The organism is Zoogloea sp. GDB6, assembly GCF_056724105.1.
Window position 1 is genome coordinate 1,151,074 of the sequence record NZ_CM161497.1, and the last position, 12,189, is coordinate 1,163,262.

At 64.5% G+C, this 12,189-nt stretch carries 15 protein-coding genes; 4 read left to right on the forward strand and 11 right to left on the reverse strand.

Annotated elements, in window-relative coordinates:
- Window positions 1-16: 16 nt before the first annotated feature.
- The 6 genes from AC1PQG_RS05190 to AC1PQG_RS05215 form a co-directional block, all read right to left on the reverse strand.
- A complete protein-coding gene (locus tag AC1PQG_RS05190; RefSeq protein ID WP_481121568.1) occupies window positions 17-643 on the reverse strand; it encodes a chemotaxis protein CheW in 627 nt (208 codons plus the stop codon).
- A gap of 4 nt (window positions 644-647) precedes the next feature.
- On the reverse strand, window positions 648-2,081 hold the full coding sequence (locus AC1PQG_RS05195; RefSeq protein WP_481121569.1) for a CheR family methyltransferase: 1,434 nt from the start codon (window positions 2,079-2,081) through the stop codon (window positions 648-650).
- Between the two features lie 9 nt (window positions 2,082-2,090).
- Window positions 2,091-2,558 (reverse strand): chemotaxis protein CheW, encoded by a 468-nt coding sequence (locus AC1PQG_RS05200; RefSeq protein WP_481121570.1) that lies wholly within the window; start codon window positions 2,556-2,558, stop codon window positions 2,091-2,093.
- Between the two features lie 306 nt (window positions 2,559-2,864).
- On the reverse strand, window positions 2,865-3,545 hold the full coding sequence (locus AC1PQG_RS05205; RefSeq protein ID WP_481121571.1) for a hypothetical protein: 681 nt from the start codon (window positions 3,543-3,545) through the stop codon (window positions 2,865-2,867).
- A gap of 41 nt (window positions 3,546-3,586) precedes the next feature.
- Window positions 3,587-4,012, reverse strand: a complete 426-nt coding sequence (locus AC1PQG_RS05210; RefSeq protein ID WP_481121572.1) for a hypothetical protein — start codon at window positions 4,010-4,012, stop codon at window positions 3,587-3,589.
- A 296-nt stretch (window positions 4,013-4,308) separates the two neighbouring features.
- Complete coding sequence (locus AC1PQG_RS05215) at window positions 4,309-4,860, reverse strand: helix-turn-helix domain-containing protein (protein WP_481121573.1); 552 nt, start codon at window positions 4,858-4,860, stop codon at window positions 4,309-4,311.
- Here AC1PQG_RS05215 and AC1PQG_RS05220 point away from each other — a divergent pair.
- Genes AC1PQG_RS05220 through AC1PQG_RS05230 form a run of 3 tightly spaced genes read left to right on the forward strand, consistent with a single transcriptional unit; the run spans window position 4,774 to window position 6,650 of the window.
- Window positions 4,774-5,019, forward strand: coding sequence for a helix-turn-helix transcriptional regulator (locus AC1PQG_RS05220; RefSeq protein WP_481121574.1), 246 nt, complete (start codon window positions 4,774-4,776; stop codon window positions 5,017-5,019). The genes AC1PQG_RS05215 and AC1PQG_RS05220 overlap by 87 nt on opposite strands.
- Window positions 4,946-5,851 carry an EAL domain-containing protein gene (locus tag AC1PQG_RS05225; RefSeq protein WP_481121575.1) on the forward strand — a complete coding sequence of 302 codons (906 nt, stop codon included), beginning with the start codon at window positions 4,946-4,948 and terminating at the stop codon, window positions 5,849-5,851. Before AC1PQG_RS05220 ends, AC1PQG_RS05225 begins: the two co-directional genes overlap by 74 nt.
- Complete coding sequence (locus tag AC1PQG_RS05230) at window positions 5,838-6,650, forward strand: EAL domain-containing protein (RefSeq protein WP_481122969.1); 813 nt, start codon at window positions 5,838-5,840, stop codon at window positions 6,648-6,650. Before AC1PQG_RS05225 ends, AC1PQG_RS05230 begins: the two co-directional genes overlap by 14 nt.
- A gap of 125 nt (window positions 6,651-6,775) precedes the next feature.
- Here the strand turns inward: AC1PQG_RS05230 and AC1PQG_RS05235 are convergent, their stop codons facing one another.
- Window positions 6,776-7,666, reverse strand: a complete 891-nt coding sequence (locus AC1PQG_RS05235) for a hypothetical protein (protein ID WP_481121576.1) — start codon at window positions 7,664-7,666, stop codon at window positions 6,776-6,778.
- A gap of 144 nt (window positions 7,667-7,810) precedes the next feature.
- The gene (locus AC1PQG_RS05240; RefSeq protein WP_481121577.1) at window positions 7,811-9,121 is read right to left on the reverse strand and encodes a DUF2325 domain-containing protein; all 1,311 of its coding nucleotides are present in this window, start codon (window positions 9,119-9,121) and stop codon (window positions 7,811-7,813) included.
- Window positions 9,122-9,261: 140 nt separating this feature from the next.
- Between AC1PQG_RS05240 and AC1PQG_RS05245 the strand changes: the two genes are divergently transcribed.
- Entirely contained in the window at window positions 9,262-10,686 is a 1,425-nt protein-coding gene (locus AC1PQG_RS05245; RefSeq protein ID WP_481121578.1) for an MBL fold metallo-hydrolase RNA specificity domain-containing protein, read from the forward strand.
- 22 nt (window positions 10,687-10,708) lie between these two features.
- On the opposite strand, the gene AC1PQG_RS05250 is transcribed toward AC1PQG_RS05245, so the two are convergent.
- The 3 genes from AC1PQG_RS05250 to AC1PQG_RS05260 all read right to left on the reverse strand — a co-directional run bounded on the left by AC1PQG_RS05250 (window position 10,709) and on the right by AC1PQG_RS05260 (window position 12,170).
- On the reverse strand, window positions 10,709-11,125 hold the full coding sequence (locus AC1PQG_RS05250) for a DUF1178 family protein (protein ID WP_481122970.1): 417 nt from the start codon (window positions 11,123-11,125) through the stop codon (window positions 10,709-10,711).
- A 162-nt stretch (window positions 11,126-11,287) separates the two neighbouring features.
- Window positions 11,288-11,875 carry a DUF6036 family nucleotidyltransferase gene (locus AC1PQG_RS05255; RefSeq protein ID WP_481121579.1) on the reverse strand — a complete coding sequence of 196 codons (588 nt, stop codon included), beginning with the start codon at window positions 11,873-11,875 and terminating at the stop codon, window positions 11,288-11,290.
- Between the two features lie 4 nt (window positions 11,876-11,879).
- Window positions 11,880-12,170: a hypothetical protein gene (locus tag AC1PQG_RS05260; RefSeq protein WP_481121580.1), complete on the reverse strand. Its 291-nt coding sequence runs from the start codon at window positions 12,168-12,170 to the stop codon at window positions 11,880-11,882.
- Window positions 12,171-12,189 lie beyond the last annotated feature (19 nt).

Sequence of the window (12,189 nt, forward strand, 5' to 3'; positions counted from 1 at the left end):
CCGGTAGTTGTCCCCGTCATGGGGCCACCGACTCGTCGATGACGATACGGGGGTCGGCCAGCAGCTTGGCTGCATCGAGAATGACCATGGGGTCGCCGGTTACGCCCAGGAGGTATCGTTCCCGCAGTCCCGTCAGGGTCGGCAGGGAGGGCTGCAACTTGCTCAACGGCACAGTCCGGACCCCCGCGACGCTATCTGCCAGGATTCCGAACGTCATCGCCGCCGAGTGCAGGACGATGACCTTGTTGAGATCGCCGAGCCCGTTCTCGGGCAGGTCGAAGAACTTGCGCAGATCGACCACGGAGACGATTTCCCCACGGACATTGACGATGCCGAGCACGAAGGGTGGGGTGCAGGGCAGGCGGGTCAGGTCGAGGAGGGGGAAGACCTCCCGCACATACGTGAAGGCCATGCCATAGCGTTCGCCGGATAGCAGGAACTCGATCACGTCGATGGTCTCGCCGTCGGTTTCCGCCAGGCTGGGCGCGGCCAGGGCTTGAGCCCGGGCAGCCAGGATACGTGCCGTTTCCTGCGCATCCGGGGCGCCGCCGCTCTCCACTGCATGCCGGACCTGCTCCAGGCGGCGGTGGACATCGCTCCAGTCGATGCTGCGCCGGAGCGCAGCCGCCTTCTCCCTGCTCATGTCATCACTCCATTTGACCGGGGGCGGCCCCGCCGCCCGCTGCGAGGGTTGCCACGATGTACTCCCGCAGGCGCCCGGCGGTCATCCCATCGGCCTCCAGCGGAACCTGTTGTGCGTCCAGTTGCGCGAGCAACTCCAGGGCGTTGCGGTAGTGCTTGCACGCACTCGTATGTCGGCCGCGGCGTCGCAACAGATTGGCGAGGGTGACGTGGGCCATGACGAAATGGTGGTCCAGGTACAGTGTGCGCTGTAAGGCAGCGACCGCGTCATCGTCATACCCCAGTTCGAGCAGTATCGAGGCCCGCAGGAAAGCCCAGGCCGGGTTGAGCTTGTCCTGGGCGATGGCCTGGTCGCAGGAGACCAGGGCTTGGTCCAGCCGGCCGCGATTGGCCTGCTCACGCGCCTGCTGGACCAAGCCTTGTGCGAGGTCCGGTGCGGGCGGGGGCGGGGGTGGGCTGGGGGCGGGAGGAGAGGGCTCGGAAATCAGTGGGGATGTTCGCCCATGATGGGGGGCGGGGACGCCTGATGCCGTTTGGGGAGGATGTGTCATGGGCTCAGCTGCAAGCGGCCAGGTGCCGTCCGCTTCCGCCTTTTGGTAGAACAGGACGCCTGGCAGGTGGCGAGGGTGCAGCGGCGGGGCGGTGACCAATGCGCTTTCCACCGGGCTGAGCACGAGCCAGCCGCCGCTCAGCAGGCTGCTGCCGATCCGTTCCAGGGCTTCCGCCACTCGTTGGGGATGGAAGTACATCAGGACGTTGCGGCAAAAGATCAGGTCCATGGCGCCGGTGTTGGTCCTGACCGCCGGGTATAGGTCGTCCATCAGGTTGAGGTAGGAGAAACTCACCAGGGATTTGATCTGCGGCGCAACTGCCCGATGGCCGGCACGCGGGGCGGAGAACCAGCGTTGCGATGCAGGGGGGAGCGGTGTGCGGAAGGACCAGTTGCCGTAGATGCCTTCCCGGGCCTGGGCCAGCGCATGGAGGTTGATGTCGGTGGCCTGGATGGATACATCCCATCGATCGAGGTCGGGCAGCATGTTCGCCACGGTGATGGCGATAGAATAGGCTTCCTCGCCGCTGCTGCAGCCGATGCTCCAGATGCGGATGCGCCGCGTGGTGTCGCGGCGGTGGCGGATCAGGTCGGGCAGCAGTTGCTGCTCCAGGGCCGCGAAGATCTCGGGGTCACGGAAGAAATAGGTTTCTCCCACGGTCAGGTGGCGTCCCAGCACCTCCAGCTCCCGCTGCCCCAGGGGCTTGGCCAGCAAACCGTGCAGGCTGTCCTGAAGCGTACGGTAGCCCAGTTCCGCTACGGCGGGGGCCAGGCGGCGCAGAAGGTCTGGCCAGCGCTCCGGCGGAAAATGCAGGCCCAGGCGCATCGACAGCATTTCGCAGAGGGCGCTGCGAAGCGGATCGTCGAAGGCGTCGGCCCGTGCGTCCATGTTACTGGCCTAGCCCACCAACTGGTCGAGCTGTTGATGTTCTTCCGGCAGGAAGAAGGCGCCCGGATCGTACATGAGGATCATGCCTGCCTGGTTCCGGAGCACGCCGCCGAGAAACTCGACGCCCGCAACCACCGCCTCGGCAGGGACCCTGTCCTGATCGCGCCATTCCGCGACGTCCAGGATCTCTTCGACGGTGAATGCGATGGGGCGGTGGGGCGTTCGCGCAATGATGATCTGATCGGAGAGGGCGATCGGCCGGGGGGGCAGGCCGAGGCGGAGACGGATGTCCATCACCGGCACGATCTCGCCGTGAAAGTCGATGATTCCCGAGACGATGGCGGGAGCCTTGGGCAAGGGGTTGATAGCCTGTGCGCGCACGACCTTTTCCACCATCGGCAGCGGCAGTGCGAACTGCTGTCCGTCCAGCGCGAAGATCAGGCAGAACCCGGTATCTTTATCCATGGCATGAACCATTCAATGGGATCGGTACGGGGCAGCCTGGAAACAACCGGGTAGAGCCTGTTGCACGAATGCTCCGGCCTATCGCTATCGTATAGCTGCTCCGGCCACTGACCACCCGATAAGCCGTAATGACATTGATATTGCGGTCAATCCAGGGCAGGAGTCTGTGACCTGCGGCATCGGATTCCGACTCTTAATTCACTTGAGATCGGTTTCCGGCCGACCGACCTGCTCAGAAGAGCCGGCGGCTGCCGGGGGCTTCGGCAGGGGGCGACGGCGCCCCCTGAACGGCTGTGCCAGGCCCGGCACAGCTGGCGTTCAGCTGCCGACGGCCACGCTGATCACGTCGCTCCAGTTGCCGACCTGCTCATCGCGCAGGCGGTAGATGGCTTTGTATTTCCACAGGGCGGATGTGCTCGGGGCGGGGCTGGCGTCGGTGTAGGCCGGGTCGGTGGTGATGGTGTGGAAGGCGAGGCCCTTGTCGTCGCCCCGGTCGGCCCAGATCTCGATGGAGTCGGCGTCGCCCTTGGTCCATTGGATGACCGGGCGGCCGGCCTTGATGGCGATGTCGATGATGGGCTTCCAGCCGTCGGGATCGACGATCTGGTTGCTGCCGACGATGCTGAGGTCCTGCCCGATGGCTTCGGTGTAGTTGCGGGCCGTCTTGATGCGGGCGATCAACGCGGTGACGCGGGGAATGATGCCGGGCGGCACGGTGGGGACTGGGGCGGATAGGTTGGCGGCCGGCGGAAAGGCGCCGGTGCCGGCGCCGCCGTCGCGCTGCAGGTTCTTGAAGGTCGTCCACAGGCGTGCATTGCCCTGGATGACGTTGTGGGCGTTGATCATGTAGCGGAAGGCCGCTGCGTCGGCTTGCAGGCTGGCAAGGTCGGCGGGGCTGACTTCGAGGGTTTCCGCGTAGATCGGCAAGCGGGTGGCCAGCAGGTCCAGTAGGGCCACTTTGCCGTTGTCGTCCTTGGGCAGGTAGTAACTCTTTGCCATTTCATCGTCTCCAGTTTGTGCTGCTTGGTTGAAGGAAGTGCTCAATGAACCTTGAAGCGCTTGCGCAGGTTTCGGCATAAGCCTGGAAACCCGCTCCCCGCCTGGCTTTGCGGGATATTGGCGTGTTCTGACATGGGGAATCGGCGATGCCACCGGACGTTTTTTTCTCCGGAAAAAATTCTTTTTTCATGGGAAAAATCGGATTTTTCACGCCGACGGTGGATTTTTTCATGGGACGAAACGGTGCGACGGCATGAAAAAAACAGTGGGCGGCGTGTCGCGCGCTTTGGGTCAGGCGTCAAAAGCATGGCGTCACGCGTCTTGATGATTGGGTGGCGTGGCGCGAGGGTCGAGTGGCTTGGCGGAACAGTTTCGTGGGCTGAAAAAATTGATTTTTCATATAAAAAATTGTTTTTTTGGATCCAAAAAATCGCTTGTCGGCCCCGCTGGGCCTTTACGTCAAGCAACGGGATGGAATTTTCATGCGTCGCGCTGGTTTGTTTTTTTGGCGCGGGCCAAACATCTCATGGATTTGCAGGTTACTCTAAATGAATATTGAATGTGAATATTTTGAGAGGCCGGGCGCAGAGGGGCTGTGCGCTGTCGCCGAAGGGGAGGAGATGCGGAACGTGGGGAGGTGGGCCGCCGCCGATGGGCGGCCCGGGGGGGCGGGGTGAGGGGGCGGTAGAGGTTGTCTGGTGGGCGCGGCGGCGGCGGATGCCCTGCGTGCGGGGGCGCCGCGGGGCGCTGGCCTCCGGGGCGTTCAGCCCCAGCGCTTGAGGAAGTCGAGCAGGGCTTCGCGGCGGGCGGGGGGGAGCTTGCGGTAGGCGGCCTGGAGGTCGCGTTCGTCGGCGGGGAGGGGCGGCGCGACGCGGTATTCGGGGGGCTGGGGCTGGTTGGGGTCGTAGTCTCGGGCGCCGCGCCCGGTGACGAGCCACTCAAACCACAGGTCGAGTTCCACGGCGAGGGCGCGGAGGTTTTCGACGGTGGGTTCGGTTCGGCAGCTTTCCCATTCGGATGCTGCGGGCTGAGACACGCCAACCCGCCGGGCGAGTTCTCCTTGGCTGAGCCCCCTAAGTTCCCGTGTTGCCTTGATTCGTTGTCCTATTTTCATGGGACTAAAAATATAGGTAATACCTATATGCCGGTAAATAATTAATGCTGTTGACTTGTTCAATAATCGAAACTTATAGTTGCTGATACATGTTTCGCATATGAGGTTGGCTTCATGACAACGCCGCTGCGCCTTGTGCGTATGAGTCTGGGGCTGACCCAGAGCCAGTTGGCACGTTTGGTTCAGGTGACCCAGCCGCATATTTCGGCGCTGGAGTGCGGTGTGCAGCGTCCTTCGCCGGAGCTGGCGGCGCGCCTGGCGGAGGCGCTGGGGCGGCAGCTGATCAATGAGGAGCAGTTACTGTATCCGGAGCGTTTCAGCGCGGCTGTGCGCATGGAGGAGAAGGCTGGTGATAGGTGATGGTGATGAGCTTGCCGCCGGTCGGGATTCCGGCGGGATATGGGGCGAGGCGGGGAGCGGGCAAGGGGCGTTCTGCTTGTTCTTCCAGCCAAAAGTGGCGTTGGGCGCGCGCAGCCTGGTGGGTTTCGAGGCTTTGCTGCGCTGGTGCCACCCGACCCGTGGGGTGTTGTTGCCGCAGGACTTTGCCGGTTTGCTGGCCGATCCGGGGACGGCGGAGTGGATTGACCTGTGGGTGCTGCAAGCGGCGGTGGGGCAACTGGCGGCGTGGCTGCGGGCGGGGTTCAGGACGTCGGTGAGCGTGAATGTGTCTCCCCATGCGCTGCGGCGGGCCGGTTTGTGTGGGTATCTGCAGGGCTTGTTTGCGCGCAGTTCGGAGGTGTCGCCGCTGGATCTCGAGCTGGAGATTCTCGAGACGGCCTTGATCGCGCCGCTGGCCCAGGTGCGGGCGCAGATTGAGCGGTGTGCGGCGGGAGGGATCCGCTTTGCGCTCGATGATTTCGGTACGGGCTTTTCGTCCCTGAGCCATCTCAAGTGCCTGCCGGTGGGCAGTCTGAAGATCGATCGTTCCTTTGTGGCGGGCATGGTGGACGATGAGCAGGACCGGGCTATTGTGGCGGGCGTGCTGGGCCTGGGGCATGCGTTCCATCACACCGTGGTGGCCGAGGGGGTGGAGACGGCGGCGCAGGCGAGCCTGTTGGCGGAGCTGGGCTGCGATGTGATCCAGGGCTTTTGCGTGGCACCGCCGATGCCGGCCGAGGAGGTGCGGGCTTGGGCGGAGTGCTTCCGGTTTGACGATGATTGGGGGGTGAGGCGTGCAGATGTTCGAGTGTGACAACCCGGATTCGCTGTTGAGTCTGTCGACGGCGCGCCAGCTCGGGCGGGATTTCGAGTGCTTTGCCCGCGGGGCGTTCTGCCTGTTCTTCCAGCCTCAGCTGGGGTTGCGTACGCAGCAGGCGACGGGGATGGAGGCGTTGCTGCGCTGGCGGCACCCGGACCGGGGGATTCTGTTGCCGCGGGATTTTCGTGCGTTGCTGGACGACGCAGGGACCGCGGAGAGGGTCGATCTGTGGGTGCTGCACGAGGCCGTGCGCCAGATGGCGGCGTGGCGTGCGGTGGGGGTGCGGGTGCCGATCAGCGTGAATATTTCGGCACGTTCGCTCCAGCGCAGCAATTTGAGTGCGTACATCGGGGCGTTGATCGATGCCTATCCCGATTTGTCAGCCGCCGATCTCGAGCTGGAGGTGCGGGAGCGGGCATTGATCGAGCAGATGCCGGCGTTGCTGAGGCAGGTGCGGGCTTGCACGGAGCGGGGCATCCGCTTCGCCATCGATGGTTTCGGGACGAGTTTTGCGCGCTTCACTTATCTGAGTGGCATGCCACCGGTGCGCTTGAAGATCGACCGCCGCTTCGTCGGGCGCATGCTGGAACATCCGGATGACCGTGCCGTTGTGCGGAGCATCCTGGCCCTGGCGGATGCTTTTCGCTGGCCGGTGGTTGCCACTGGGGCGGAAACGCTCACCCATGTGGTCCAGTTGACGCGTCTGGGGTGCGAAACCGCCCAGGGCTTCGCCATCGCCCGCCCGATGCCCGCCAGCAAGGTGACGGCGTGGTTGGAGGACGGCAAAGCGTGAGGGGGGTGACCCTGCATCGCTTGCGCCGGTCGGTGTGACTGCTGCGCAACTCGATCCGGGGATCGCGCACTTCGTGCAGGGCGAGGCGATAGCGGATTCGGTCGCCCTTCACGAAGCGGGGGGGCTCAGGTCAGTGAGTTGACGGTGGCGTCGATCTGGGCCTTGAGGCCGACGAGGTCGACGGCGGTGCCGCTGCCCTGGGCTACGCTGGTGTAGATGCCGTCGCCATTGCCGTCGTGGTAGACCTCGAAGTAGCTTTTGTGGCCCTTGGTGAAGGTTTCCAGGACGTAGCCGGCTTCGAGTTCGGTGAAGGTGGTGTTGGGGGAGGTGTTGAGGACCTTGGTGCTGCCGTCGGGGCGGACCGCTTCGACCTGGGTGATGGCGCCGCTGGCATCGAAGGTGAAGCTGTCGCGGATGAGGGGCTGTACGTTGAGAAGGGTGGTGGCGCTACCGGCCTGGATGAAGGTGGTGGTTTCGGAGGCGATGGCGTAGAAGCCGCTGGTGGCGTCGGCGACGAACTGGATGGTCTTGACGGTGCTGCCGGACAGGGTGGTCTCGGTGACGCTGCCGTCGGCGTTCAGTGTGAAGTGCTGGCCGGGCAGGATTTCCCGGTTGTGCGTGATGGTCTTGCCGTCGTCGTCATCGTCCTTGGTCGTGCCGGTGACCACTTGAACGCCCGTCACGGCGCCGTCGCTGATGGTGAAGGTGTAGCCGTGGAGGTGGCCCTGGCTGTCGGTGGTGTCGGGTTCGGCGATGGTGTGGGTTTCGGACGTGATGTGGTAGAGCGTGGCGTCGTTTGCGTCCTGGGTGTACTGGATGGTGTCGGTGCCCCACGGTTTGGTGAGGGTTTCCGTGATGACGCCATCCGTTACCGTGAAGGTAGTGTTGCTGGGGATGGTGAGGCTATGGGTGTGTGTGCCGTACTCCAGGCCGATACCCGTTACCTGGCCGTCGGTGAAGGTGAATTGGAAACCGGAGGTGGTCCTGGCGTTAAGATTCTCGTGTGCATGACTCATGGGTGTCTCCTTCGCAGGTGGTGGAATCCGGAGAGCATTCTTTCCGAAGTCTCCGCAAGGGGCGGTTAAGAAATGCAAGGAAATGTAGTGCGCCGGAGGGACTCGGCGCAGGGCTCGTTTCCACTGGGTACTGGGACCGGTGTTCTAGCCGTGGTGGAGGCAGAAGCGGGAGACGGGCGGGCAGGCGGTGCTGCTGCTTTCCGCCCGGGCCAGTTCGGCGGCCAGGGCGGCGAAGCTGGCGAGGCCGGCGCTGCGTAGCGGCCGGTAGGGGACGCCGTGGCGTTCGCAGGCGCGCTTGAGCAGGGTGACGGCGTTGTGGCCGACGCAGTCGGTGGGGAAGACGACGAGGTCGGTGTTGGCCAGGCTGCTGGCAAACAGGCCGCGGCGGTCTTCGATGCCGCCATCGTGGAGGATGAGTTCGCCGCCGGCGGTCTTGACCATGGCGTGGATGGCCTGGGATGAATGGGGGCGGCCGCCGACGTAGAGGATGCGTTTGCCGCGCAGGGCGTCGGCGATGCTGCCCTGGGTGGGGGCGGCGTCGGAGAACTGGGCGGTGAGGTGGCGGTCGATGGCTTCGAATTCGGCGCGGATCTCGTCGCCGAAGCGGCGTGATTCGGCGAGGGCGGTCTTGAGTTCCTGGGCCCTGTCTTCCGCTTCCTGCAGGCGTTCCTCCAGCTTGTTGGCGCGGGCTTCGTGGTGGGCGGCCTGCTGGTTTTGCGTTTGCAGGGCGGTTTCGAGGGTGTGCACCTGGGCTTCCAGTTGGGTGATGCGGGCGTCCTCCGGGGTGGGGAGGGGGGCGGCGGCGCGCTGCCGTTCGAGGGCGCTGTGCTGCTGGGCGAGTTCCTGCAGGCGGGCTTGCTGGCGTTCGATCTTTTCCTTGAGGCGGGCGTTGTCTTCTTCGAGGGCCAGCAGGCGGCGGATGTCGGCGCGGTTGGCGGCCCCGACCAGGTGGGACAGCATGTGTACTTCGCCGAAGACCAGCTGGCGCAGGCTGAGGGAGGTGGCCGGGTGGGTCATCAGGGCCCAGTAGGTGCCGGGAACGTCGCCGTGGCGCAGGCATTCGGTCCACGCGGCGTAGAGCTCGTCGTCGTTCCTGTGGCGCTGGAAGCGTTTCAGGTCGGCGGCATAGAGGGTGTCGAGCAGTTTGTTGAGGGCCTTGGCGCCGGGGCCACCTTCGCCGGAGAGGCGGACGGCCATGTGGTGGATGTCCAGGTCGGTGGCCTTGGTGCGATCCAGTTCGGAATATTTGGGGATGAGCTTGCGTAGATCGGCCGTGCTCAGGCAGGTGCCGATCAGCGAGCAGTGGAAATAGCCGTCGAGCTCGTGCAGCCGGGTGCGCCGCCGCACGAAGCTGCCGGTGGGCAGTTTGGCCGGCGGGGTGAATGCGTCCTCCATCCATGTGGGCGTCGTTGGGGCGGCATTGTCGGCCTGGAACAGGTGGGCGGGACGGTTCATGACGGGAGCTCCGGAGATTTCGTTGTGCACAAAGATATACAGCGAGGCTCCGCCTTGCAATGTGACTTGTGGCAAGGGGCTGTCGGGTGTGCTTCAATTTATCTTTATGGAATTTTTTGTGCGGCGTATAAACTGCCGCCATGAATGCAAACATCATCCATCACGGTGCGGTCGACGGGGTGACGGGGTCGTGTCACCAGTTCTTCATCGATGACATCAACAGCCTGTTGATCGACTGCGGCCTGTTCCAGGGCGCGGAGACGGCGCCGGACGGCGCGGGGGCGCAGGATCGGCTGGAGATCGGTTTTCCGCTGGAGGCTGTGCGGGCCTTGGTGGTGACCCATGTGCATATCGATCACGTGGGGCGGATTCCGTGGCTGCTGGCGGCGGGTTTCAAGGGCCTGATCCTGTGCAGCGAGCCGTCGGCCAAGCTGTTGCCGGTGGTGCTGGCGGATGCCTTCGCGTTCGGGGTGAGCCGTGATGCGCGGCTGGTGGAGCGTTATCTGGAGATGGTCGAGCAGCGCATCCGCCCGCTCAAGTGGAACACCTGGTACCGGGTGTTCGACGGGAATGGGGCAAAGGGGGCGGGCTGCCGGATTCGCCTGCAGCGCGCCGGGCACATTCTCGGTTCGGCCTATGTGGAGGTGGAGGTCACGCGAGCCGGCGGCGCGGTGCGGCGGGTGGTGTTCTCCGGCGATCTGGGGGCGCCGTTCACGCCGCTGCTGCCGGCGCCGCGCTCGCCCGAGGCTGCGGATGTGGTGGTGCTGGAGAGCACTTATGGCGACAAGGTCCATGAGAACCGCCACGATCGGCGCCGGCAGTTGCAGGCGGTGGTGGAGAAGGCGCTCGGCAACGGTGGTACGGTGATCGTGCCGGCTTTCAGTATCGGCCGTACGCAGGAGTTGCTCTACGAGTTCGAGGACATCCTGTACCAGCAGCGGCGCCAGCCGGGGCCCCATGCGGAAAGCTGGGCGAGCCTGCCGTTCTATCTGGATTCACCGTTGGCCGGGCGCTTCACGCGGCTGTACGGGGAGTTGCAGCCGTTCTGGGACGAGGAGGGGCTGGCCCGCGTGCGTGCCGGCCGCAAGCCGCTGGCCTTCGAGCAGCTGACGGGGATCGAGGATCATGCTGCGCACGAGGCTACGGTGCGCCGCCTGGCCCGCAGCGGCGAGCCGGCGGTGGTGATCGCCGCCAGCGGCATGTGCGCCGGCGGGCGGGTGATGAACTATCTGAAGGCGATGCTGCACGACCCGCGCCACGATGTGCTGTTCGTCGGCTACCAGGCCCGCGGCACGCCGGGCCATGCGATCCAGACCTGGGGGCCGCAGGGCGGCTATGTGGAGATCGACGGGGAGCGCATCGGGATCCGGGCCGGCATTCATTCCCTGTCCGGCTATTCGGCGCATGCGGACCAGAACGATCTGGTGCGTTTCGTCACTCGTATGTTGGAGTTGCCGGCGGAGGTGCGCCTGGTCCATGGCGAAGCCGCGGCCCGCCAGGCGCTGGCGGAGCGGCTCGTCCGTGAGACGGAGGGGCGGGTGACGGTGGTGAATGGCGGGGGATGAGGTGCGTCCCCGGCGCGGAGGCTCAGTGCAGGTCGTCCTTGTCCGGCGGGACGGGCAGGATGGGGATGCCTTCTTCGAGCAGCTCGATCATGTCGCTGGGCTTGGCCTGGCCGCGGATGGCCCGTTCTTCGGCGTCGCCACGGTGAATGCGGCGGGCTTCCTCGACGAAACGCTCGCCGACGTCCTCGGACTGCCGGGCGGCGGCGCGCAGGGCTTCGATCAGCTTGGCCGCGATGGCCTGCGGGTCCGGCTCCGCAGGCGTCCGGGCGTGGGACGAGGTCTGCACGTAGGGCGCCGAGGGCAGCCGCCTGACCTGGTGGGTGCCGCAGTGGGGACAGCTCACCAGACCCCGGGCGAGCTGGTCCTCGAAGGCGTCGCTGGAGGCGAACCAGGCTTCGAAGCGATGTCCTTGGTCGCAGCTGAGGTCGAGAACGATCACAGCGCGAAACGGCAAGCGCCGGCAATCATGGTGCCCGGAACGGGAATCGAACCCGTAGGCCGTGAGGCGGATTTCAAGTCCGCGATGGTGTTTGGCATTGTACGTTTCTATCTGTTCATTCAATACTTTACGGAGGTCAGGCAGACACTCTTTGGGGGCAGCTCATGCGCCAGCCTGCCGCTCAGTCTCGACTTGACGGGCCAACGCGACGGCATCTCGTAGATTCACCTGCAACATGGCCTGCCCGCCGACGTAGCCTGCCAAGGCGCTCGTTGCGCGTTGTTCTATCGCATCGGCCGTGGTCAGGCCGAGTCGAACCAATGCGGCGATGTCCTCTTTATCGTTGTCGGCGAGTCGGGCGATCTTGCTCACGGCGAGATCTACTGGGGAAAGGACATGCACGCGAAACTGATCCACGCCGAGATCTACCGGGATGGCGTCATCCAGATAGTCCTCGTGCAGCAGCGCAAAGGTCGAGTTGTAATTGGTGTCGAGATAGACGACCTGCTGGCTGCCATCTTCAAGTGTTACTTCAACCATCAGGTCATTCGGAAGATAGATGCGTCCCCCGAACTCCGCGTCTACGTCGGTCGTGACGCGATTGGCCGTATAGAGATGAACGGCCATCCCACCAGCCAGGTACACATTGACGGGGGTGCACAGCGACAAGCGATCCGCCAGTTGCTTGAATAATTCCCGCAGCCCTTCCGCCAGCGCTGTGCGGGTATGAAACACTTGGTTCGTTGACATGGGTTCAATGCCCACGGAGCTGGTGAGTCAGCATGTCCCGCAAGCGAGGCAGGCTAAAGACCCAGCCCTTTCTGACGACATCTGCCGGGGCCAGTTTCTCGTCCGGATGTAAGGCGAAATACTGCTCGCTGGCTTGCATCAAGCACCTGGATTCGACGGGAAATCGAGACTGAACGACCATTGCCGCCAAGCGGAACACATTGGCCTCGCGCTGGTCCTGCGCCGACTGGGCAACTTTCAGTGCGATGGCAGAGCACCGGGCAAGTAGCGCTGATTCCGCCTCTCTGGCCGTCATTGCCTTACTCTCCATTCAC